At 50.5% G+C, this 23,730-nt stretch carries 24 protein-coding genes; 17 read left to right on the top strand and 7 right to left on the bottom strand.

The window, feature by feature from the left end; genetic code table 11:
- Positions 1 to 26 precede the first annotated feature (26 nt).
- Positions 27 to 794: an enoyl-CoA hydratase-related protein gene (locus MK323_01005; GenBank protein ID MCH2480747.1), complete on the top strand. Its 768-nt coding sequence runs from the start codon at positions 27 to 29 to the stop codon at positions 792 to 794.
- A gap of 4 nt (positions 795 to 798) precedes the next feature.
- A complete protein-coding gene (locus MK323_01000; protein MCH2480746.1) occupies positions 799 to 1,950 on the top strand; it encodes an acyl-CoA dehydrogenase family protein in 1,152 nt (383 codons plus the stop codon).
- Positions 1,951 to 1,978: 28 nt separating this feature from the next.
- Here MK323_01000 and MK323_00995 read toward each other — a convergent pair whose 3' ends face one another.
- Complete coding sequence (locus MK323_00995; GenBank protein ID MCH2480745.1) at positions 1,979 to 3,208, bottom strand: MFS transporter; 1,230 nt, start codon at positions 3,206 to 3,208, stop codon at positions 1,979 to 1,981.
- Positions 3,209 to 3,393: 185 nt separating this feature from the next.
- Here MK323_00995 and MK323_00990 point away from each other — a divergent pair, with 185 nt between their 5' ends.
- Together MK323_00990 and MK323_00985 are read left to right on the top strand one after the other, a co-directional pair.
- On the top strand, positions 3,394 to 4,284 hold the full coding sequence (locus MK323_00990) for a TauD/TfdA family dioxygenase (protein ID MCH2480744.1): 891 nt from the start codon (positions 3,394 to 3,396) through the stop codon (positions 4,282 to 4,284).
- Positions 4,281 to 6,473 (top strand): N,N-dimethylformamidase large subunit, encoded by a 2,193-nt coding sequence (locus MK323_00985; GenBank protein MCH2480743.1) that lies wholly within the window; start codon positions 4,281 to 4,283, stop codon positions 6,471 to 6,473. Before MK323_00990 ends, MK323_00985 begins: the two co-directional genes overlap by 4 nt.
- 26 nt (positions 6,474 to 6,499) lie before the next feature.
- On the opposite strand, the gene MK323_00980 is transcribed toward MK323_00985, so the two are convergent.
- The 3 genes from MK323_00980 to MK323_00970 all read right to left on the bottom strand — a co-directional run bounded on the left by MK323_00980 (position 6,500) and on the right by MK323_00970 (position 8,626).
- The gene (locus MK323_00980) at positions 6,500 to 7,465 is read right to left on the bottom strand and encodes a 4Fe-4S dicluster domain-containing protein (GenBank protein MCH2480742.1); all 966 of its coding nucleotides are present in this window, start codon (positions 7,463 to 7,465) and stop codon (positions 6,500 to 6,502) included.
- Complete coding sequence (locus MK323_00975; protein ID MCH2480741.1) at positions 7,458 to 7,667, bottom strand: hypothetical protein; 210 nt, start codon at positions 7,665 to 7,667, stop codon at positions 7,458 to 7,460. Before MK323_00975 ends, MK323_00980 begins: the two co-directional genes overlap by 8 nt.
- A 68-nt stretch (positions 7,668 to 7,735) precedes the next feature.
- A complete protein-coding gene (locus MK323_00970) occupies positions 7,736 to 8,626 on the bottom strand; it encodes a TauD/TfdA family dioxygenase (protein ID MCH2480740.1) in 891 nt (296 codons plus the stop codon).
- 128 nt (positions 8,627 to 8,754) lie between these two features.
- On the opposite strand from MK323_00970, the gene MK323_00965 reads away from it, so the two are divergent.
- From MK323_00965 to MK323_00955, 3 genes are all read left to right on the top strand, one after another.
- Positions 8,755 to 10,155, top strand: a complete 1,401-nt coding sequence (locus MK323_00965; GenBank protein MCH2480739.1) for an amidohydrolase family protein — start codon at positions 8,755 to 8,757, stop codon at positions 10,153 to 10,155.
- A 62-nt stretch (positions 10,156 to 10,217) separates the two neighbouring features.
- Positions 10,218 to 10,847 carry a glutathione S-transferase family protein gene (locus MK323_00960; GenBank protein MCH2480738.1) on the top strand — a complete coding sequence of 210 codons (630 nt, stop codon included), beginning with the start codon at positions 10,218 to 10,220 and terminating at the stop codon, positions 10,845 to 10,847.
- A gap of 21 nt (positions 10,848 to 10,868) precedes the next feature.
- Positions 10,869 to 11,759, top strand: a complete 891-nt coding sequence (locus tag MK323_00955) for a DMT family transporter (protein ID MCH2480737.1) — start codon at positions 10,869 to 10,871, stop codon at positions 11,757 to 11,759.
- Between the two features lie 61 nt (positions 11,760 to 11,820).
- On the opposite strand, the gene MK323_00950 is transcribed toward MK323_00955, so the two are convergent.
- Positions 11,821 to 12,120 carry a YciI family protein gene (locus tag MK323_00950; GenBank protein ID MCH2480736.1) on the bottom strand — a complete coding sequence of 100 codons (300 nt, stop codon included), beginning with the start codon at positions 12,118 to 12,120 and terminating at the stop codon, positions 11,821 to 11,823.
- 121 nt (positions 12,121 to 12,241) lie between these two features.
- Between MK323_00950 and MK323_00945 the strand changes: the two genes are divergently transcribed.
- Positions 12,242 to 12,442, top strand: coding sequence for a hypothetical protein (locus MK323_00945; GenBank protein ID MCH2480735.1), 201 nt, complete (start codon positions 12,242 to 12,244; stop codon positions 12,440 to 12,442).
- A gap of 228 nt (positions 12,443 to 12,670) precedes the next feature.
- Positions 12,671 to 13,579 (top strand): DMT family transporter, encoded by a 909-nt coding sequence (locus MK323_00940; GenBank protein ID MCH2480734.1) that lies wholly within the window; start codon positions 12,671 to 12,673, stop codon positions 13,577 to 13,579.
- Between the two features lie 24 nt (positions 13,580 to 13,603).
- On the opposite strand, the gene MK323_00935 is transcribed toward MK323_00940, so the two are convergent.
- Together MK323_00935 and MK323_00930 are read right to left on the bottom strand one after the other, a co-directional pair.
- Positions 13,604 to 14,455, bottom strand: a complete 852-nt coding sequence (locus MK323_00935; GenBank protein ID MCH2480733.1) for a methyltransferase domain-containing protein — start codon at positions 14,453 to 14,455, stop codon at positions 13,604 to 13,606.
- 57 nt (positions 14,456 to 14,512) lie between these two features.
- Positions 14,513 to 15,004, bottom strand: a complete 492-nt coding sequence (locus tag MK323_00930; protein MCH2480732.1) for a GreA/GreB family elongation factor — start codon at positions 15,002 to 15,004, stop codon at positions 14,513 to 14,515.
- 185 nt (positions 15,005 to 15,189) lie between these two features.
- Here MK323_00930 and MK323_00925 point away from each other — a divergent pair, with 185 nt between their 5' ends.
- From MK323_00925 to MK323_00890, 8 genes are all read left to right on the top strand, one after another.
- Positions 15,190 to 16,377 (top strand): M20/M25/M40 family metallo-hydrolase, encoded by a 1,188-nt coding sequence (locus tag MK323_00925; GenBank protein MCH2480731.1) that lies wholly within the window; start codon positions 15,190 to 15,192, stop codon positions 16,375 to 16,377.
- Between the two features lie 94 nt (positions 16,378 to 16,471).
- Positions 16,472 to 17,353 (top strand): phytanoyl-CoA dioxygenase family protein, encoded by an 882-nt coding sequence (locus tag MK323_00920; protein MCH2480730.1) that lies wholly within the window; start codon positions 16,472 to 16,474, stop codon positions 17,351 to 17,353.
- A gap of 121 nt (positions 17,354 to 17,474) precedes the next feature.
- Positions 17,475 to 18,686: a mandelate racemase/muconate lactonizing enzyme family protein gene (locus MK323_00915; GenBank protein ID MCH2480729.1), complete on the top strand. Its 1,212-nt coding sequence runs from the start codon at positions 17,475 to 17,477 to the stop codon at positions 18,684 to 18,686.
- On the top strand, positions 18,683 to 19,582 hold the full coding sequence (locus MK323_00910; protein ID MCH2480728.1) for a dihydrodipicolinate synthase family protein: 900 nt from the start codon (positions 18,683 to 18,685) through the stop codon (positions 19,580 to 19,582). The genes MK323_00915 and MK323_00910 overlap by 4 nt, the downstream gene beginning before the upstream one ends.
- Before the next feature lie 321 nt (positions 19,583 to 19,903).
- On the top strand, positions 19,904 to 20,875 hold the full coding sequence (gene gcvA / locus MK323_00905) for a transcriptional regulator GcvA (protein MCH2480727.1): 972 nt from the start codon (positions 19,904 to 19,906) through the stop codon (positions 20,873 to 20,875).
- Entirely contained in the window at positions 20,865 to 21,287 is a 423-nt protein-coding gene (locus MK323_00900) for a VOC family protein (protein ID MCH2480726.1), read from the top strand. The genes gcvA and MK323_00900 overlap by 11 nt, the downstream gene beginning before the upstream one ends.
- Positions 21,288 to 21,442: 155 nt before the next feature.
- Positions 21,443 to 22,048: a recombinase family protein gene (locus tag MK323_00895; protein MCH2480725.1), complete on the top strand. Its 606-nt coding sequence runs from the start codon at positions 21,443 to 21,445 to the stop codon at positions 22,046 to 22,048.
- A gap of 15 nt (positions 22,049 to 22,063) precedes the next feature.
- The gene (locus tag MK323_00890; GenBank protein MCH2480724.1) at positions 22,064 to 23,404 is read left to right on the top strand and encodes a hypothetical protein; all 1,341 of its coding nucleotides are present in this window, start codon (positions 22,064 to 22,066) and stop codon (positions 23,402 to 23,404) included.
- Positions 23,405 to 23,730: the final 326 nt, after the last annotated feature.

The following is a 23,730-nucleotide window of genomic DNA, read 5'->3' as shown; positions in this document are numbered from 1 at the left end:
TGCCACGTTGCAAAGGGGAAAAGGCAATGAGTATTCGATTTGAAAAAGACAACCGTCTTGCGATCGTCACGATTGATCGTCCCGAGACTATGAATGCGCTTGATATGGCGCACAATGTAGAGCTCGATCGTGTTTGGGCTGAGTTTCGTGATGATGACGATCTGTGGGTCGCAATTCTTACAGGCGCCGGTGATAAAGCGTTTTCAGCGGGTGCCGACCTTAAAACCCTGATTCCTGCGCAGGGTGCCGGGGTCATGGACGACTGGAACTTTGGCGGGATCACCCGAAATTTTACGACCTATAAACCCATCATCGCTGCCATCAATGGTGTTGCACTTGCGGGTGGGCTGGAAATGGTTCTGGCGTGCGACTTGCGGGTCGCAGCGGATCATGCCCGGCTGGGTCTTGCTGAAGTGAAGTGGGCCATCATTCCTGGTGCTGGGGGAACCCAGCGGTTGCCGCGCTCCATCCCTCTTGCCCGCGCCATGGAGATGATCTTGACGGGTGATCCTATTACAGCCGATGAGGCCTACCAGCTAGGTCTGGTGAATCGCGTTGTTCCGGGCGATAAGCTGATGGACGAAGCCCGTGCGCTGGCAGATACGCTGCTTACACGTGGACCACTGGCGCTGCGTGCTGCCAAACGCGCTATCCTCGAGGGTGCCAGCCTGCCATTTAACGAGGCGATGAGTCTAGAACTCCAACTATTCAACAGTGTGATGCGTACGGAGGATGCTGTGGAGGGCCCGCGTGCGTTTGCAGAAAAACGCGCACCAAACTATCAAGGAAGATAAACAGATGCACAGTGACACACGGACTCCGACGTGGATGACAGAAGAACATCAGCTTTATGCTGAATCTGTGAGGCGTTTTCTGGCCAGTGAATATATCCCTCATGTGCCACGTTGGAACGAACAGGGCTATGTCGATCCAGATTTCTGGCGCCTAGCTGGAGAGGCTGGGATACTCGGAGCGGCCATTCCTGAAGAGTATGGCGGTGCAGGCGCCGGGATCACCTTTGACGTCGTCACGACGTACGAACAAGCACTTGCGGGGGATTTCAGCTGGGGTTTTGTGATCCATACGATCGTCGTCCAGTACGTACTTGCCTATGGAACGACAGAACAGAAACAGCGCTGGCTGCCACAACTTGTGTCGGGGGAGCGTATATCTGCTTTGGCTATGACCGAGCCCGGACAAGGCTCGGATCTGCAGTCTGTAGAGACGCACGCAGTGCTGGAGGATGGTGTTTTTCGGGTCAACGGCGCCAAAACCTTTATCACCAATGGGCAGACGGCAAACCTGATCTGCCTGGTGGTAAAAACACAACGCGACGCGGGTGCGCGCGGTATTTCACTACTGATGATTGAAACAGATCAGGTCGACGGATTTCGTCGCGGCCAGAATCTGGACAAAATCGGCCTTAAGGGCCAGGACACCTCGGAACTATTTTTTGACGATATGCTTGTCCCGGAAGGAAATATTCTGGGTCTTGAACCTGGCCAGGGTTTTTATCAACTGATGAACCAACTGCCTTGGGAGAGACTTGCGATCGGTATTGGTGCGCTGGGCCACATGGACTTTGCACTTACGGAGACCCTGGAATACGTGAAAGAAAGAAAAGCATTCGGCAAGTCCATATTTGAATTCCAGAATACCCGTTTTAAACTGGCCGAACAGAAAACGAAACTTGAGGTCACGCGGGCGTTCATCAACCAGTGTATTGAGCTTCAGCGGGATGGCCAGCTTGATGCGACGACTGCTTCCATGGCCAAATGGTGGAGTAGTCAGATGCAGTGCGAAGTCATTGACGAATGTCTACAGCTATTTGGGGGTTACGGCTACATGCTCGAATATCCCATTGCCCGTGCCTATGCCGATGCCCGGGTTCAGAAGATCTACGGTGGAACAAATGAGATCATGAAGGAACTCATCGCCCGTAGTCTCTAGCCGATGAGCGATGGCGTCCTGAGTGTCTTCAGTTCACTGCGCTTGTCGAGGCGCGTGTACCGATCGCACCGGATTTTTTTAGCAGGCTTGCGGCGACCCACAGGTTCAGAATATTAAATCCAATCGCATTAAGAAAAGAAACGGTATATGAGCCGGTGAGGTCGTAAAGTAAGCCCGCGATCCAACCGCCGAAAGCCATGCCGGCAACGGTGAACAGAAATGATGTGCTGATTCGCCAGCCAGCCTGCTTGGGTGGAAAAAACGCACGCAGAATGATGGTATAGGATGGGACAATCCCACCTTGGGAGAGACCAAAAGCAATGGAAATGCCATACAGGAAGACCAAACTGTTACCGGTAAGAAACGCAATCAGTACAGCCACCTGTAGTGCTGAACCCAGCACCAAAGTAGCCAGGCCGCCGATGCGGTCAGATAGCCAGCCAGAACCAACACGGCTGATCACACCGAAACCCAGCATCAGACCCAGCATCTCCGCTCCCCGTATTGCTGGATGACCCAGATCCATGACATAGGGCACGATGTGGACCTGCGGCATTGCCATAGCAACGCAACAACCAAATCCGGCAAGATAGATCAGGCTCTGAAGAGTACCTGCTGATATTGCCGAGTTGGTCAGATTAGAGTTGGCTGAGCTAGCTGTAGGCAGCTGTTTGTTTATCGGAGATCTCGGATACAGCAGTAGAGACAGCAGTGCCATGAGAATGAGTGTGAGCAAAGCCAGGTCGACAAAACTTTCACGCCAACCCTGGGCATCAAACATACGTTGCAATATCGGTGGCCATATTGCACCGGCGACATAGCTGCCACTGAATGCGATGCCGACCGCAAGTCCGCGCCGCCGGCTGAACCAATGAGAGATGTCAGCGATAAGTGGGGCCATGCTGAACGATGATCCTAGAAACCCGCACAATAAACTAAAAGCCAGGCAAATCTCGAGAATTGAACTGGCATGCGCTGCGAGATAAAAGCCTGCCGGTAGGGCGAGACTCCCGATCAAGGCAGGAATCATGATACCCATGCGATCAGCCAGCCGGCCCATGAATACACCACCCAACGCAAATCCGATCATAAACGTGCCGTAGATCAACGAACTGTTGCCGCGACCGGTATCCAATTCCAGCGCTAAGGGCTCGAGCACCATCACGCCCGCGTACATAGCGGAACAACCGAGCGTCATCAGTGCTAAAACGGTTGCCAGCCGGATCAGCGGATAGACCTCACGAATGCGATTTCTCATGGTGTTTCACTAAACATAAGGGCCGGATTCTACCTGCCTGCGCATGTCGAAAGGGATTGTTTATAAGCAATCGCTGGTGTATCGACGTGGTGGTGTCTATGATTAAAGCTATGACTGCATGTTTAGGAAACATTTCTGACTGAACCGGTTGTGTATCCGACCATTACAACTGCGGCTGACAAAAGATGAGTATTTCGATTGTTCCGATCGGTAGATGTTTTGCGGGGGAGGTGTCTGGAGTGGATCTCCGTCGACCTTTGAGTCCGGAGACAGTGGCTGCGATCGATTCCGGTATGGACGAATACGCAGTCTTGGTGTTTCGTGGTCAGGATATCAGTGACGAAGAGCAGCTTGCGTTCAGTCGAGCGCTCGGACCGATTGAATCTTCAATTGGTGGCAATATCACGCGACTCGATCAGCGCCGGCTCGGTACCGATATTGCGGATGTCTCCAATCTGGATCAAAACCAGAATATCTATGCCAGGGACGACCGACGGAGATTATTTAATTTAGGTAACCGTTTGTGGCATTCAGACAGTTCGTTTCGTGCCATTCCGGCGAAGTATTCACTATTGTCCGCCCGCTCTATTCCGGCCGATGGTCCAAATACCGAATATGCAGACATGCGAGCGGCCTATGACGCTCTGGATGACAAGATAAAGGCGGAAGTTGAGGGGTTGATATGTGAACACTCGCTGATGTATTCCCGGGGTCAGCTTGGGTTTACCGACTTCACAGAAGAAGAACAACAAACCTTCGCGCCCGTTCGCCAGGTGTTGGTGAGAACTCATCCTGTGACGATGCGCAGATCGCTCTTTCTGGCGTCTCATGCCGGAACCATCGTGGGTTGGCCGATGGCTGAAGCCCGTATCTTTCTGCGCGATCTGATCGAATGTGCGACCCAGCCGCAGTTTGTCTATGTACACCACTGGCGATTACACGACCTCGTCATGTGGGACAATCGGCAGACGATGCATCGCGTTCGGCGTTTCGATGAAACTGAGGATATCAGAGACGTACGCCGGACCACCATCTCCAGTGATGGTCCAACCACACCACAGGTCGCCCACACATGAACCATAACCATCCCCCACTGCTCGGTTATGCTGACCGGCTGTCTGCCCGGCCGGGAGAGGTCGTCGAGGTTAAGGTCAGCAGTTATCTAGACGGCAATTACACAGCCCGTCTGGTGCGTACCGTTTGTGCTGACCCCAATCCTGAAGGGATGGGGCTGGTTGAGGAAGCCATCGACTGCAGTTTAACGGGTGCCTATTCAGCGCGTGTACAGCCATTTGTACCCGGATCCTGTCTGAAAGTGCCTCTAGCAGCAGACAGTCAGTTGCCTGAAGCATTTGCGGTAACCGTGATGATCTGGCCGACCCGGCCTGGGGAAGGGGCACAGACGGTGTTTTCGGCAGGTGCAGCAGATTCTGGGTGTGCGTTTGTTTTGGGTCTGGACGGTGCTGGCAGGCCACGGGTCGCAGTCAGGATGACCGATGACAGTTGGAGTGAGTGTGTGCTGGACAGTCCGACTACTGACCGTTACTGGGTACGTCTTTCGGCAAGTGTCGATCTGGTAGAAGGCTCGTTGGCCCTGCGCTGTAGCGGTAATCAGTCCGATGAGGCTTCGCACGCCGAATTTAGCGGGTCGACGGCTCTGGAGCTGGAAACGATGGACTGTCTGATGATTGCGGCGGCTGAAAGGACTGGGCGACAGATGCACTTCAACGGCAAGATAGACAGTCCGACGGTTTATGTGGGACCGCTGGATCTGGATACCCTGGAAGGACAAACCGATGGTGTTCCGGTGTTTGCATGCTGGGATTTTTCGCGCGACATATCCAGTTGCCGTGTTGTTGATTCAGGTCCCAACCAGTTAACTGGCACGCTAATCAATTTTCCCGCTCGTGCAATGACGGGGGCTAATTGGGATGGTACCGAGATGTGTTGGCGACACTTGCCACACCAGTATGGGGCGATCCACTTCCATGAAGATGATATCTACGACTTTGAGTGGGAAACAGATTTTTCGTTTGTGGTGCCTAATGATCTTCGATCCGGGATTTACGGTATTCGACTCGAGCAGGAAGATCAGCATGACACGATTCCACTGTTTGTCTGTCCGCCGCGGGATAAACGGACTGCCCGTTTATGTGTCCTGGTGTCGACCTTCACCTACACGGTCTATGGTAACCATGCTCGACCTGACTACGAACCTTCTTGGCTCGACAGGAACGAGGCGTGGAATGCCTACCCATGGAATCCGGCTGAGTATCCACACTACGGATGTTCCACCTACAATTTTCACTCTGATCGAAGTGGTATTTGTCACGCCAGTCATCGACGACCATTATTCAATCTGAGACCGGGTTATCTGACATTTGGTGCGAACGCGTGTTCTGGACTGCGTCATTTTCAGGCTGATAGTCACCTAACGGCGTGGCTGGAAAATCAAGGCTATTCCTTTGATGTGATTACCGATAAGGAATTGCATGATGAAGGCGTGGCTGTGCTGAGCGGTTATGCTGCGGTGACAACAGGATCTCATCCTGAATACCACACTGCGCGGACACTCGATGCACTACAGCAGTACCGCGACCAGGGCGGTCACCTCGCCTATCTCGGTGGGAACGGTTTTTATTGGCGTGTGGCGATTCATCCCGAGAATAGTTCGCTGATCGAAATCCGAAGAGCCGAAGGTGGAATACGAGCTTGGGCTGCGGAACCCGGTGAGTACTACAACGCTTTTGATGGCCAGTATGGTGGATTGTGGCGTCGAAACGGTCGGCCTCCGCAACATCTCGCCGGCGTAGGATTCTCGTCTCAGGGTCGTTTTTTCGGTTCCTACTACCGTCGTACGCCCGAGAGTTACGATGAGCGATTCAGTTGGATGTTCGACGGTATATCCGATGAACTGATTGGTGATTTTGGTTTCAGCGGTGGCGGCGCGGCCGGTTTTGAGCTCGACCGTTATGATCGTTACTTGGGTTCTCCACAAAACGCTGTAGTGGTTGCCTCGTCAGAAAATCACAATGACACGTTCGTCCTGGTTCCAGAAGAACAACTCACGCATATCACTAACTTGCCGGGAGTGCCAAATGAGGAACTGATCCGTGCTGACATGGTTTACTTTGATACACCTTCCGGTGGTGCAGTCTTCTCGACTGGTTCAATTACTTTCTGTGGTAGCCTGCCTCACAACAATTTCGATAACAATATTTCAAGACTGATGAAGAATGTTTTTGACCGATTTATGGGCAGTTGACTCGACTAGCCATAAGACTAGTAGGATCATGTCGGATCGCGTTTTGCTCGTTTTGCGAGCAGCGTTTGTGACAGCGATCGGCCACGCCCAGGGCGACTCCATGGACAGACTTCTATACAGATACCACAGCCGAGTGTTTTAACGAAGTACATCACACATCGGTCAAAGTCCACGTACCATTTCTTTTTGCCGCGGACCCATTGCCGTTGATCACTGATTGCGTCTGCAGGACAATCGATCGTGCAACGTTGACAGCCCAGGCACAGATCATCAACGCCGATATCGACCGCTGAGTCTATCGCTAGGGGAATATCTGTCAGCACACTCGCCAGTCTGAAATTGGAACCGAACTCAGTGCCGATGACCGAGCCATGTTTGCCCAGTTGACCGATACCAGCATTGATGGCAAGGGGGATGTGTAGGAGGTCGGCGCTCTCCCCATAGGCGCGCGCACGCCAGCCAAGACTTCGGATATGTGCAGCCAGCGCCATCACGATTCGGGAGACATCCCGGTAGGTATCGACGGTTTCTGCCGCGGCCTTAACTGTGGTGACCGCCTTCATGGTTTCGTAGTCCTGGGGCAACGCAATCACGATAGCTGTCTGGTAATCCGCCGTCTGCCCTTCGAACAATGCATCTTCGGTCATTGGTGTGATGCCAACAGCACCGGCACCCGCCTGTTTTGCGATTGACTTGATTTGCTTGGACATCTCTGCGGAATCGGGAACTGGTGTGCGTTTCCGGGCAAGTGGACCGTCAGCTTTGCGCAGTTCCCAGCGGTTAAGTGCATTTCGAATGAAAATGTGCAAAGGCATTGTCAGCCCAAAGAACATTTCCAAAGCAACCCACTCCAGTTTTCGTGCCCCAGATCCGTGGAATACCTGGCGAGCACGACGAGGCGACGTCTCTCCCAGGCCATTGATCGTATTGCCTGAAACAGGTGGAATTCGATAACTGAAATGGTAGTCCGGTGTTGGGAATCGCTTAGTCATCGTCTTCAGAATTTATAAGGTCGTCCAGGTACAACACGTTTTCTTCACGCAATGCGCGGCAGCTCGCCTTGCGTAGACGTCGACCCTGGGTAAACCAGGTCAAGATCAGTCTAGCGATCCATATCGCGAGCAAGAGGTCCCGTTTGATACGGGGCCAAACGGCTCGGTCTGTACGATAAAACTGGTCTTCGAATGAGCTCATTTGGACGAAATTTAGATAGGAAATTCAACGTTACTGGCGATCAAATTCAGGCAATGTTGCCTGCTATGTCAGACAGTAGCAATCTGAGGCCCGGTCATTGTCAGACGATACATTAGGCGGGTATGGAGTTGATCATCGAATGGTGTGGGGGCATGTAGCGTGCAGCGGTTGTCCCATATCACCAAGTCTCCTGGCCTCCAGTTTTGGAAATGGGTAAAACGCTCCTGAACAGCATGTGCCTGCAGTTCCTCAAGTAGAACCTCCCCTTCTGTGGCAGCCATGCCCTCAATGCACTCGATATGGCATAAGGGCAGGTACAATGATTTGTTTCCGGTGACCGGGTGACGGGCTACCAGCGGTCTTCTTACCGGAGGATGTTCCTGGCGCAGCGCTTTGCTGAGCGGGGGGCGGTGTATATTTTTTCGGCGTAACAGTTCATTGAGATGATCATAGGAATGAACAGCAACCAAGTTATTAATTCTGAATTTGATCTGTTCGCTCAACTCTTCGTAGGCTGCGGTCATACCTGCAAAACCAGTTTCCCCACCTGACTCGGGGGTTTCCACGCAATAAAGACATGAACCCATGGGTTGTGGATGGCGAAAGGAGTCGTCGCAATGCCAGAGTAGAGGCGGAGGGTCAGCACGGATAAACAGTGCGCTGTATTGTCCGTCTTCGATTGTGTTGCCGATACGAAGAATCTCAGGATGATCCGGCAATAGATAGCGCGGGTCGTATTTTTCATTGTGTTCGATCTCACCGAACAATGCGGCCAACTGGTATAGATCGTCCGGGTTTTCGAGCCCCTGATCACGCAGAACCAGCAGGCCACCGTGCGCGTCAAAGGCATCGGTGAGTATCTGACCTGTTTGGTCATCAAGCTTGGAAATATCGACACCACTTACTTCGACGCCGAAACCAGATGGCGTCAAAGTCCGAGTATCAATTTGTATATTCACAATCTGTATTTTCAGGTACTGTGCTAATACATCCGTATACAGTAGTGCAATGTCCAATCCAAGCTGGTCATGCAACGACGGTATATATTAGCAATTGAGAGAGACCGTGTTTATCTATAAATGCCAGCATGACTGATGACAAACAAATTCCTCCGCCAGGAACACAAGTTGACTTACTGGTCAGCGCGGATGTTCTTTACACACTGACCGAAGATGCCCCTATTGTTGTGAACGGGGAGGTTGCTGTAAACGGCAACACGATTGTCTACAGTGGTCCCGCTAAGGGCAGCGGTTTCTGGCAGCCAAAAAAAACTCTGTCAGGTCAAGGTAAAGCTGTAATGCCCGGGTTCGTTAATTGCCATAGCCACGCCGCTTCAGCGCTGTTCCGGAGTCAGAGCGATGATGGCGCCGGTGGCCAAGCTCTGTATTCAGTCGCATTCAGGAGTGAGAAGCATATTTCTACTGAGCAGTGGCGGGATCTGGCTCTATTGGGTGTCTTGGATATGATCCGGTCGGGTGTTACGACGATCAACGACATCTGGTACGAGCCTGAAGGCCTCGCCGAGGCGGCTGAGACGGCGGGATTGCGCGCGCAGATAGCACTGAAAGTCTTTGATGTGAAGTTAGAGAAACTTTACGCGAACCACTACGAGTGGGTGGCGACAGAAGGTGAGGAACGGTTGCGCCGTGGCGTTAATTTCGTCGAGAAATGTGCCGCCTCCAAATCGAGACTCGTTACAGGACGAATCGGCCCTCACGCTACGGACACTTGTTCTCCCGGGCTCCATGTAGAGGCTCACGCAGAAGCTAACCGCCTGGGTGTTGGGTTGCATACGCACGTGGCTCAGTCAAGACAGGAAGTTGAATACTGCCGGTCAACATACGACAAAGGCCCTGCCGAGTTTCTCGCTGACCTGGATGTGTTGTCGAATCGCTCTGTATTGGCACACCTGACATTTGCTTCAGATACCGACTTGGATGTGATCAAGCAATCTAAGGCGCGTTATGCACATTGCCCAACAATTTATCCACGTCGCGGCGTATATCCAGATCTTCAGGGAATTCAAGATCGCCAAATTGTTACTGGGATTGCGACAGACTGGATGATGAATGATCCGTTTGAAGCCATGCGCAATGCGATGAATGCAGTTCGATTACTGAGTGGACTCCATGATGCGCTGACTTCTCTTGACGCAATGAAACTGGCGACCATCGGTAGCGCAAGAGTTATGGGTATTGAGGATCAGGTCGGCAGTTTGGCGCCCGGGAAAAGAGCTGATCTAATACAGCTTGATTTGCAGCGTCCACACTTGCAGCCATTTTATGCAGAGTACTCATCCTTAGCTTATTACGCTCGTGCATCAGATGTCGTTTGCAGCGTAATAGATGGGCGACTGGTGTTGGAAGGTGGCTGTATTTTAGGATTGGATGAGCCTAATATTCTTAACCGAATCAAGAAGCACATACCTGATTGGCTGGCCGTACTTAAACGCCATGGTGGAGTAGGTGTTGCTTTGGGCTGTGGCTGAGGTGCGTATTGCCAATCAACATTTAGATCGGGATCAATTAGAGTTTTTGAGGAGACGATATTGTGAGATTTTATGACTGCAAGACTGCGCCATCCCCCAGGCGGGCTAGAATTTTTATTGCTGAAAAAGGTATTCAGGTTGAGACCATCGAAGTTGATCTTCGCTCAGGTGAACACCTCAAGGAGGAATTTGTTGCTCTGAATGCATGCGGTACGGTGCCGGTATTGCAGCTCGAAGATGGAACTTGTCTCAACAGTACTACTGCGATCTGGCACTATCTTGATGCCGAGTATCCCAATCCGCCTCTGATGGGTACGAGCCCAATTGACCGGGGCCGCGTCGCCGATTTGCAGTGGCATATTGAGATGGGAGGCTTTATGGCCATGGCAGAGTACCTACGAAATTCAGCCCAGGGGTTTAAGGGCCGTGCTCTGACTGGTCCGATTAACTATGACCAGATCCCAGCACTTGCTGAACGGGGAAAACAGCGGATCGAACGCTTCCTGGCTGAAGTTGATGACTTGGTCGGCGAAAAACCGTTTGTGGCGGGTGACGCTTTTACTGTGGCCGATATTGATCTGCTGGTATTGATCGATTTTGCAGCATGGCGAAAACTGGTATTGGCTGAGGACGCGATCCACGCCAGGCGATGGTATGACGTGGTGAGCGCTCGACCGAGCGCCGCTCTATAGAACAAAAACTGTAAAACATTGGTGGGTTATCCGTCTATCCCTCGAACACGACTGGCGGGCGTTTTACTGACGCTTGTCGGCGTGATTGTTGTCAGTCCTGACAGTGTTTTGATTCGGTTGATTAACGCCGATATCTGGACAATTCTAATGTGTCGCAGTTTGTTGGGTGCTGTGGGGTTGCTGGTAATTTCAGTGGTTATGGAAAAACCGATAGGGTTGAAGGGCTTTAGACGGATAGGTATTCCAGGACTAGCTCTTTCGGCATCTTATGTGGGTTGTACTATGTGTTTCGTTTATGCGGTGACGCACACGACCGTCGCCAATGCGCTGGTAATCATGAGTATCTCGCCAGTACTGGGCGCTTTGATGAGCCGCGTCGTCTTGGGTGAACCGGTAGGGGGAAGAACCTGGCTGGGTGCGACCGTGATTCTCCTCGGGCTGATCATCATCTTTCGGAACAGTCTCAATTCGGACTCGATCAACGGCGATGTGGCAGCGCTGGGTGCTGCATTTCTTCTGGCGACCAAGTTCGTGATTGTCCGAGGATCTAAGGAAATCAGTATGGTCCCGGCGGTGATGATCGGGTGTTTATTGACGGGCCTGATTGCAGCGCCAATGGCTTCACCGCTTTCGCTCACGCCGCAGGGCTTTTTGTTCGCCCTGCTGCTGGGACTTGTGTTGGTACCACTGGGGACAACTATGACGACGCTCGGTCCCCGCTACCTGCTTGTGCCTGAGTCAGGGCTAATCATGCTGGTCGAAGTACTGCTCGCACCGTTATGGGCCTGGCTTGTCATACGTGAGGTGCCGTCTGACCAGACATTGGTGGGGGGTATAGTGATTCTGCTGGCTCTGATATTTGTGTTTAGCGGCGCTTTCAGGCGGTTCCGGTCCGGGCCACTGGCTGACTGAAGTGGTTTAAAACAGGCTGGACAGGTGTAGAGCATTCAGTTATTTACAAATTTCTCGAGCGTCAAGTGTCCTCTGACCAACCACGTCGTTTGATGAACGGTTGTATCCTGATTGAGGCCTCGTCCCATACATTGAGCCGGTAGAACGGATCACCGTGGTTAAAGCGCTCTGCTTCTTCCTGGTTATTTACAGAAATAATCATAAAACTGCCGATCGGCGTCGACCTATCATCTGCAGTCACTGGTCCTGCAAGGACAATGTTGGTTTGGGTGGCGTTCAGGTAGTCCCGGTGGGCGTCATAGTTTTCGAGTCGGATCGACAGTGCATTTTCTCGGTCCAGGCAATGAATAGCATAAAGCATAGGTTCTTGAATCCAGTTCTGTGTTCTGGCGATAGTCAGGTTGCCACTGTAACATGCGGACGCTCACACTGGCGGGATCGGCTTGTATGAAACCAGCCATAGCATGGTACCGGGAGGGTCGATGATAGGAGAGGGGTTGTTCTCAGATGTGTTGCTGCTGATCGTGGTGTTCGCTGTCGCTACGCTTGCTTTTGTTCGAGCTCTTTTTTATTGGAAACGTGGTAATGGAGTGAAGGATCGGATACTGATGCTGGTCCTATTTGTAGTGTCGGCCTATGCGACCGTGTCATTCTGGTTATTCGTAGCAGACATGATTTCATAAAATCTGGTTACCCTGATCGCATCATCTGTAGAAAAAACGGGCCGATGGGATTTATCAAGATGATTGGTTTCGATTTAAGGATCAGTGACGGATCTTTATTGTTGCACCAGGCGTAGTTCACCAGGTTCGCGGCAGGTATCCTATGGCTTTAACAGTGTCGGCAACGTGTATTTTTCTAAGTAGTTGTAATCCGAAGCTGTGCTCATAATAAGATTCGGGACACCACATATGCTTTCACCGAAGATGATGGGCATCGTTTCGATGGTGGGTGGCATTGTGATGGTTTCCCTTCAAGATGCAATGGTAAAACTGTTTGCCGATTCCTATGCGTTGCACGAGGTGATGTTAGTGCGAGCAACTGTTGCACTGTCGTTGACGTTGGTCATACTGCTAATGAGTGGGGGACTTCAACAGCTTTACTCGTCGAGTTTTTCCTTGTTGGTGTTGCGTGGCTTGATGTTGGTCGTGGCAAACACTTGTTTCTTCCTGGCAATGGTCAAGATGCCGGTTGCCGAAGTGGTAGCCATATTTTTTATCGCACCAGTGCTGATCACAGCACTGTCGGCTGTCTTGCTAAAAGAATCTGTGGGTCTTGCACGATGGTCAAGCGTTGCTATAGGTATGGTCGGTGTGGTGATCATGTTGCGGCCCGGTACGGAGGCCATACGCTGGGAAGGGCTACTCGCGATCGGGGCAGCGTTTGCCTATTGCTGCATGCAGCTATTGACACGGCATATGCATACGACAGCCTCGACCGCGACAATGGTTGCTTATGCACAGATTTCATTACTCATAGCGAGTGCGGTTATGGGTATGTTGACCGGCAGGGGACAGTTCAGCGATGTCGGTCATCCAAGTCTGCAGTTTCTCCTTCGGAGCTGGACGCTGCCCGCAGAGTCTGATCTGGCTCTCTGGGCTTTGATGGGGTCGGTGAGCGCCGCGGGTACTTATCTGGTCACCCGCGGTTATCGACTGGCTTCAGCGTCTGTGATTGCGCCATTTGAATATGTTGCGATGCCTTGTGCAGTTGTATGGGGATTGATGTTCTATTCCGAAACGCCGGACAGAGTCGCTGTCATCGGGATTATGCTGATAATCGGCAGTGGGCTTTACGTGATGCGGCGTGAATCATCATAAACAACCGTGAAAACACTGTCGTTGTCAGATCGATCTAGGTTTGTGTGCTACAAATCGCCCACCACCAAGTTCACCGGATCGATACAGACCGACAAAAAAGCTGTAGGTGCGGTCCCATTTTTGGAAATGCTCCAGGCCGAAACTTGAAACGGTCTGTTCTTTTAAGCTTCGATACATAGCGAGTCGGTCGATCAGTATCTGTGCCCAATCGTCACTCAGATCCTCTACTTCGACCACGTGGCAGCCCTTTTCCTCAAGTAGGTGGCAGTATTGCTCCAATGTGCTTAATTCAGAAAATACCATTTCGTTTTCCAGGCGACAGCAAATCTCGTTGGTCAAACTGCTACGCGCAAGGATGTCGGTATAGACAATGCGCCCGTCGGGTTTTAGAAGACGGACGCATTCAGTCATTAGTGTCTTTTTGTTTGGAATGTGGCAAAAGGCTTCCTGCGAAACGATAACGTCAAATGTTTCATCAGCTAATCCTGTTTGCAGAGCATTAGCATGGTGGAATAGGACGCGGTCTTGCAGTTTGGTTCTTTCGGTCAGACGAACAGCACCGGCCAGGCGGTCCGAATTCATATCAACCCCGGTAACCCGGCAGCCATAATGATACGCAAGATAACGGGCAGGGCCGCCCAGTCCACAGCACAGGTCCAGCACGTGCGTTGATTCGTTGATTTGCGCATGGTGAGCAAGCGCTTCGGTAGCAGCCAAGCCACCGAAATGGTCTTGGTCGTGGTGTTGAAGTACTTCAACAGTGAGAATCGATGTATCGACTCCGGTTTGTTCCAGTTTTTCCAGCACCTGCGACTCGCTGATAGGGTGTGTGTCGTAAAACACGTTGACGAGTCTGCTGTGGGTGGTGTTTGCCATTGCGTCGTTATTTCAAGGGTGCAGTTCGGGTAACCAAGTGGGTATATATAGGTTGACTTAAGACCGGATGTCTACAATTTCCAGTTGAATCTGTTCGTCTCCGCGCGACCAGGCAATATGGTCTCCGATTACCCGACCACTGAGTTGTTTTCCAATCGGAGTCGCCCAGCTGATTTTGCCCTGATCTATATCTGTTTCGTCCTCACCGACAAGGGTAAAGCTGTACGACTGACCCGATTCATCCTCAAGCACCGCAGTGACGCCGAACTGGATCTTCTCAGGTGATGCTGGCGGTGTAACTGGTTGTGCTCTGCGCACACGTTCCAGCAGATAACGCCGATCGCTTTGTGCGCGGGCTATCTGAGAATTTTTCTCTAACGTATCTGTTTTCGAAAGGACGTCTATACTTCTTTCGAGGTCTCGAATTCTGTTTTTCAGGTGTAAAAGACCCTGTGGTGTAATGTAATTTGGCAGATCACTGTGTTGCCGTTCGTATAGCGGTTCGACGACATCATCTCCGTCAGCTTCTTTAACAAAGGCTCTGTTCACGGGTAGTTTCCGTAGATCGTTTTGACCCTATTGGTTGTCTGTAATACCCCATTTTCTGGAGATGACAGTGTTCTGATAGCGTTACCATACCTGTGAATGAGTGTGTAAGAAAGTGTGTCCGGCAGTTCTGTCAATTGAGTATTGAGCCTTCCCACGGTTCCGGTCATCATAGGCCTCCAGAGCAAATGACGGAAAACAATAGCGGCATGATTAATTCGAGTACTTATCCGTTGGATGCGGAACTGATCGCATCTGCCATCGCTGACTGGGCGAGCATTGAAAGTCCAAGCTATGATCCCTTTGCTGTGAACCAGATGATGGATGTCGCTTCATCAACCATGGAAACGTTGGGTGCAACTGTCGAGCGAACACCAGGTGCCGATGGTTACGGGGATGTGGTTACTGCTCGGTTTAACTGGGGCTCCACACCGGGTATCTTGGTACTGGGTCATCTGGATACTGTGCACCTGGTCGGTACACTTAAAGAGTCACTGCCGATCCGGCGGGACGGGGACCGCCTCTATGGACCGGGTGTGATGGACATGAAGGGGGGGATGTATCTCTCCGTACATGCGCTGGGTCATGTGCTCGAAAAACAGAGTGCTTTATCGGTACCTGTCACATTCATGTTCATTCCCGATGAAGAAATCGGCAGTCCGTCAACCCGAAAACTGATCGAAGCGGAAGCCCGTAAAAGTCGTTGGGTTCTGGTGCCAGAACCGGCACACGATGAAAAACTGGTGACAGGGCGACATGCCTTTCTCCGATTCACACTAACGGTATTCGGCAAAGCACAACATGCAGGCGTTGCCCAGGGTGCGGGCCGAAGTGCGATCAGTGCTATGGCCCGATTGATTACCCAGATAGAGGCGCTATCCGATATTGAACGCGAGATCACTTACCGAGTCGGTGTTGTATCGGGGGGAGATTTTGTAAATGTGGTGCCTACACAATGCCAGGCTCAGGTGCTGTGTGTTGCACCTACAGCCAATGCATTCCACGAGATCAGGCAGCAGATGGATGCTCTGGATACTGGGGATCCAGAACTGCGTGTTGAAGTCGATGCTGGCCCTGTTCGTCCTTTATTTAAACCCACGGCCGGCACTTTAGCCTTGTATGAGATCGCAGCCAGTGTTGCGGCCGAGTTAGGTCTTAATCTTGATCATGGCCAGTTCGGCGGTGGCAGCGATGGTAACTTTACCGGTGCACTGGGTATACCGACGCTTGATGGCCTCGGCGTACACGGCAAGGGTCTACACACCAAATCAGAACACATCTACGTTTCGTCTCTGGTGCCCAGAGCGCAACTTCTTGCGGGTCTTTACCAGGCGCTTTCCAAGCTTGCTGCTAAAGAATCTACTGATCTGTCCTGAGTTCTGAAGGGAAGGTCAGGTGTGATTCCTTGTTTGCCGCAAATGGTAAGTGTCTGTTAATCTTCTGACATCGTCTAAGTGGCTGAAATGGCACATGGGAGCACTGACACAGCAGCAACAGGATTTTTTCTGGCAGAACGGCTATTTGGTTGTCCCAGATGCTGTAAGTGACGGTGCGCTTGTGGAGCTTCGCCAAACTTTTCAGAACTGGGTTGAGGAAAGCCGCGGACACTCTGAAAATTGGGGTGAGACTCTCAATGGCAAGCCGCGATATGATATTGAGCCCGGCCACTGCGCTGATTCGCCTCGCTTGCGTCGGGTTAACGCACCGGTCGAAGTCTCAAAGGCATATTTCAACGCTATGTCAGACAGTGAGATGACGGATTTTGTTGCAGCATTGATCGGACCCGACGTTAAGCTGCATCATACGAAAATAAACTCAAAGCAGCCCGGTGCCGAGACGGTTGTCAAATGGCACCAGGATTTTCCATTTACGCCACACAGTAATGATAGCGTGGTCACTGCGTTGTTAATGGTCGATGAAGTGACTGAAACGAATGGACCGCTCGAGGTTCTACCGGGATCTCACACCGGTCCAATCCATGGTCTGTGGCATAACGGTAAATTCACTGGAGCCATAGATGATGTGATCGCAGCAACATGTGCTTCAAAGGCAGCAACATGTACAGGGCCCGCCGGAGCTGTCTGCCTGATGCATACCCGGCTTCTCCATGGTTCGAGAGATAATCAATCAGCATTTCCTCGTACTCTTTTTATCTCTGTGTATTCCGCTGACGATGCCGTACCGTTATCACCCAATCCAATGCCCAACCGCTACGAGGGATTGGTCGTTCGAGGTTATCGGAAAGGCCGAGTTAGATCAATCGACTATGCGGTCGATCTTCCGCAGTTGCCAGATACTGCATCGTTCTTCGATCAACAGGCAGAACACAGAGACGACGCAAAAATTCTGTAGCTAGTCTTGCGGTAAATTACTAAGGATCTTTCGTGCTGATAGTGATCGTGTGTAATTTGCGATAGAAAACTTAATATCTAACGGATGATGTCAACCAAAACATCGAGACATAATTAGTACGATGACTATCACAGCCCTGACTACATACCGCTCTTTGGAACTCCCCAACATGCTCTGGTTGGAGGCTGAAACGGCAGACGGCGTTGTCGGTCTGGGAGAAACCTTCTACGCTGCTGAGGCTGTTGAGGCCTACATTCATGCAAATCTCGCACCAATTGTGCTCGGGATGTCGGCGGTCGATATCGAGGCTGTCTATTATCGAACCCGTCCTTATGTCGGGTTTGTGGCCGCGAGTACCGAACTGCGAGCCCGCTCGGCATTGGATATCGCCCTATGGGACGCACTGGGCAAGGTAACCGGTCAACCGATATCGGTTTTGCTGGGGGGGCGCATACGTAGTCAAATCCCGGTTTACAACACGTGTGCGGGTAACCAGTATGTACGTGGAACAAAGCTGGGTACTACCGAAAACTTTGGTATTGCTTCGTCGGGAACAGACCAGAACTACGAAGACCTGGACCGATTTCTCAATGATCCGGTCGGACTGGCAGGCAGTCTTCTCGACATGGGCATAGACTCGATGAAGATCTGGCCGTTTGATTTTGCTGCTGAGTCTACACAGGGTCAGTTCATCAGCCCGGCCGAACTGAATAAGGCGCTGGTGCCGTTTAAAGCCATCAAAAAAGAATACGGCGACCGGATGCAGATCAGCGCTGAACTGCATGGCATGTGGAACCTTTCAGAGTCGCTGATCATCTGTCAGGCGCTGGACGAAATCGGCATGCGATGGATTGAAGACCCGGTGTTTTTGACTAACCCGGCCGGGATCCAGGAGCTCAAACGCACCGTGCGATCTCGTATTGCCATGGGTGAAACGCGAGGGGGTGCAGATGATTTCAAAATCTTTCTCGATACCGGGGCACTGTCGTTATTGATTCTTGATATCGGTTGGTGCGGTGGACTCACTGAGGCGCGACGTTGTGCGGCACTTGCTGGTACTTACCTAACACCGGTAGCAGCCCACGACTGTAACGGTCCGGTGGTGTTGAGCGCCTCGGTCCATTTCTGTCAAGCCACACCCAATGCCTTTGTGCAGGAAATCGTACGGGCGTTCTACTACGGCTGGTATGCTGAGATCGTTACCGAGCTACCACCTATTGTCGACGGCGCCATTTCAGCACCGGAGGGTCCTGGGTTGGGTATGGAGTTGTTACCCGATTTCAAAGTCCGCGAGAGTACTATTTCAAGGACAACGAGATATCAGATGACATGAGCAAGGGGTTTCACGGTATCTACCCAATGCTTTATGCGTTCTTCAGAGCCGATAACAGTCTCGACCGGTTTGCACACCGCAGACAGGTTGGTGCGTGCATAGCAGCCGGTGCCCATGGGCTTGCAGTGGGTGGACTGGCCACGGAATGCAACAAGTTGTCAACCGACGAAAAGCGTCAGCTCGTCGAATGGACTATTGAGGATGCCGCTGATCGTGTACCGGTCTCGGTGACTGTGTCGGAAAACACGCTTGCAGGACAAAGAAGTGCGATCGATCACGCTCACGAAGCCGGTGTTGCATGGGTTGTGATGCAGCCGCCACCGGTGCGCGGTGCCAGTATCGATGCACTGGTCGATTTTTTTGCAGCCGTAGCCAGTGGCTTTGATCTGCCGCTCGGCATCCAGAATGCGCCTGAATATATCGGTATTGGGCTGGACAACCCCGCTATACGTACGTTAGCTAACCGCGCGTCGAATATTCAGATACTCAAGGCCGAAGGACCACCACCCTATATCAGCGGTCTGATGCGGGAACTCGGTGGAGAATTCACGGTGTTCAACGGTCGTAATGGAGTGGAACTGATCGACAATTTGCGTGCTGGGTGTGCTGGGACCATACCTAGCGTGGAATGCTGCGACCTGCAGGTCCGGATCTATGACAGCTGGCGCAGCGGCGATCAGCAGGCGGCCACGGCGCAGTTTCGGCATGCGTTGCCACTACTGTCCTATCTGATGCTGACCATCGATCATCTGCTGTGTTACGGCAAGCGCTTAGCGGCGCAACGTTTGGGACTTGCCGAGGTTCATGACCGTCAGCCAGCGATGGCCGCCAGACCTGTTGATCTTGATACCCTGGAATTCTGGTCGCGCCACCTCGAACCATTACCAGAATTGTGACCGCGAAGCCGATCGTTTGAATTAAGGCCAAGAGTCGACTGCAACGCCGATGTTCGTGGTAATCGCACTGGGAACGTGCCGGACACATCGCCATCGATTCACTGGGAGAGAAAAAAATGCCCCGCGGGTGCAGGGCATAAAAACCACTTGGAGGAAAATAAAAATCTTGTCTGCAGCGACCAGAGCCCGGGTCCAACCCGTGTTAAAATTCCTTAGCGAAACTTACTCGGACACCGCCTACTGAGTTGGCAATTTTGTCTGGTATTAACAACTTCGACAAACGATAATTTCTTGAGTTCGGTTTAGGAAAACTATACAACTATGCGTCGTTTGCCCCCATTAAATGCCTTAAAAGCCTTTGAAGTCGCTGGACGGCACATGAGTTTCAGCCGTGCGGCGGAGGAACTCCATGTCACGCCGGCTGCGATCAGTCATCAGATTAAAGCGCTGGAAACCGACTTGGGTGTGAAGCTGTTTCGCCGGCTCAACCGGTCGCTACGGCTGACAGAAGCAGGTCAGGCCTGCCTGCCGGGCTTGCGCGAGGCGTTTGAGACTATGGTGTCGGCGGTCGGTCGAGTTAGAGACAAGGAAGACTGGGATGTTCTTACGATCAGTGCGCCTCCGGCATTTGGCGCTCGATGGCTGGTGCCTAGGATCGTTGAATTCAGAACCGCAAATCCACAGATTCAGGTACGGATCGACCCCGCAATCCGGCGCATGGATCCCGTACGCGATGGTATTGATGTTGTTATCGAATTCAGCCAGGGACACTATTCCGGTCGTTGGGTGAAACGCCTGTTCGGACAAGACGTATTCCCGGTGTGCAGTCCTGAATTGCTCAACGGACAAAATCCGCTTAGAACACCGGCTGATCTGCGAGGACATACATTGATTCATTTTGATGCCCCAGTCGGTGATCCAGAGTGGCCAAACTGGGAGACCTGGCTCAGGGCGAACAACGTGGATCGAATTGACCCCAATAGAGGTCCTCACTTTACCTCACCCAATTTCACCCTTGAGGCGCTTCTGGCCGGCCATGGTGTTTCGCTAATGGCTGAGTTGGTGGTGGAAAGTGAGTTGGCGGCAGGGACTTTGGTTAAGCCATTCGATATCTCGTATCCCGGGGATCTTGCTTACTGGGCTCTGGCGACTTCAGTCGAGAGTGGAAACGGTCCTGTCACGTTATTCTGCGGTTGGTTAATCCGTGAGGCGTCACGTTACGTTCGCGAGAAGCAGCATCAGAGAAAGTCCAGGGCGACAGTAAACGAACCTTTGGATTCGAATGTCAGCTAACGGAAATCAGCCAGAGCCGCTGGTGACGGTTACGGGCCTTGATCACATCGGCCTTCGGGTCAGAGATGTTGAATTGTCGCTCTCGTTTTACACGGGTGTACTGGGTCTTGAGTCAGAGAGAGTGAAGGAGTGGAGGAATGGCGAAGTCACCTTTCCATCCGTTCGGTTGAATACTTCCACCCTGATTGATCTTTTTGCTGCCCCTGACGTTCGAGAGCCTACGACCATCAATCAGGACCATTTCTGTTTGGAGATAAAACCGACAGATCTTGCACAACTGAAAACAAGATGCACGAAATTGGGGATTGGCATCCACGACGGACCTGGAATACGTTGGGGGGCACGAGGAGATGGTCAATCTTTGTATCTTTATGACCCTGATGGGAACATAGTAGAACTTAAGTATTACTGATACATCAATGACTTAGAGACGAATAAGACAGGAGTATTACCACGGAAAAACAATTGGTTAAGTCAATAGAATATTAGTAGAAGTTGTAGTAGAATTATCTGTGTAATAAAAAGGGTCCTAAAATCAAGGACTTACAGATACAGGAGTGTTTTACTATGACCAAGAAAGTAGTCATTTACGGTAGGGTTTCTACCGATAAACAAACCGTTCAGAACCAACTCGAAGAACTCAGAGAAGTATCACGACGAAATGGTTGGGAAGTTGTAGAAGAATACCTGGATAAAGGTTTGTCGGGTTCTCTAGGTCGTAATGGTCGTCCATCCTTTGACCGACTTCTCAAGGATGTAAATAGAAAGAAGTTTGATGGGATACTAGTTTGGTCTATCGACCGTCTTGGTCGTTCATTACAAGACCTCGTTTCTTTCCTCAACGATGTTCAGTCAAAGAACATTGACCTCTACATCCATCAACAGGGTCTGGATACATCTACACCAACAGGGAAGATGATGTTCCAGATGTGTGGGGTATTTGCAGAGTTTGAGAGGAACATTATTCGGGAACGGGTCAAGTCAGGAATGGAAAATGCAAAGAAAAACGGAACCAAAAGTGGTCGTCCTATCGGTCGTCCAAGTATGGTGAATAGTTCTACTAAAACAACGGTAGTGGAACTTCTTGATAGGGGAATGTCTAAAACAAAAGTCTGTAAGACATTGAATATCGGAGTAGGGACACTCTACAAACTTTTGGATGAAGTTGCATAACCAACGAGTTGTATGATGAAAACTAATCGGAAACTCCTCGTCCCAAAGGATGGTAGGAGTAAGTCCTCTAAAGGACAAACCGTTCGACACAACATCCAAATGGACGACAAGGTCATTACCCTGTTTCAGTATGTAAAAGATAAAAGTGGTTGGGAAAAAACAAAAAGTCGAAACTGGTATGCAAGATGTTACTTGGGTGGTAAGACAAGACAAAAAACTACCGACACAGATGACCTCACAACTGCAATCAATATTGCAAAGAAGTGGTATGGGAAAATGTTGTCCAAGTTAGATGATGGAATACCAACTGAACGGTTAGACCGTGATGACCACTTGTTTGATGAACTTGCAAATGAGTGGTTAGATTTATGTAAGAAAAGTAGTGAAACAGGTCTTAGACATAAGAACTATTACAAAGACCACAATATTTCATACAAGAACTACATCCAACCCTTCTTCATCAACGACTATGTAGAACAGATAGATACTCCACGACTTCTAAAATGGCAAAAATGGAGAGAAACACGACGAATAAAATCACCTGACCTACTACACACTCGACTGAAGAAAGAATACACGATCATATTTCAGATACTACAGATGGGTCTTGATAAAGGTTTCATAAATGGGAGACCAGAAAAACCTTTGTCTTTGATGAGACAGATGGGTTCGTCGAAGAGACCACCAAGTCGTGGAACCTTTACAAGTAGTGAATACAAAAAAATCCTACAAGTCAGTCGACAAAGAATAAGGGATGCAAAAGAGACCCGAAGGGAACAGATAAAACTCAAAGAGGACAAGAATAAGAAAAGTTTTGGTGGTGGTTGGGAACAATATATTCTCTCAAGAATGTATCTTCACTACTACATCGTCATTCTTGCACACACTGGTGTAAGACCTTACGAACTACAAAGGGTCAAACACAAGGACATCGTGATGGTGGATGATGACGATGACCAGAGGAAACATTTAGAGATATTCATTATTGGGAAACGACGAGATAGAACTATCATCTCTAAATATGGTGCATTTTTTGCATATCGTGGTTTATGTAAGAACATTTGTCCTGACCACAAACCTGATGATTTGATATTCCCGACTAATCCATATCTGGGTTTTAGGGAACTTCTCATTGAAGGTGGGTTGAGATATTCAATAAACGGGGATCGTCGTGATTCAAAATCACTACGACACTTCTACATTATGACCGAGTTACAAGGAGGAACCCCAATAGAGTATCTAACGGAACAATGTGATGTGTCGTATCAAGTGATAAGAGATCATTATGCAAGACACTTACAACCGAAAATGTTTAGGGAACAACTAATCAAAGTTCATCACATCGAAGATCCATAAAAAAGGTTTGGACGACCAAATATTTTCGTCAGGTTTTTTCCTGAACGTTTATTTGGGTTTGTTCATCTCTGGACAAAGGAAACAAAAGTTTCCATATTTCACAACATCCCGTGGAACCCAACTTCACAAAACAGGTATTAGAACTGTTTGTTCTTGACCCAAATAAAAAACCTATCTTTTGACGGATGGGTCTCTTCATAAGTTAGTAGTTGGTTTCAGGTGATATGGAAATCGTTACTTACACTACTATTTACCTAAAACTTGATACGGACCGAATAGTTTCTCGATCTTTTCTGTATTGACCCATTTCTTCTTTCGTTTTTCTA

It is taken from the genome of Gammaproteobacteria bacterium, assembly GCA_022450155.1.
Classification (GTDB): Bacteria; Pseudomonadota; Gammaproteobacteria; order Arenicellales; family UBA868; genus REDSEA-S09-B13.
The sequence above is the reverse complement of the archived record's forward strand: the minus strand, read 5'-3'. Positions and strand labels throughout refer to the sequence as shown.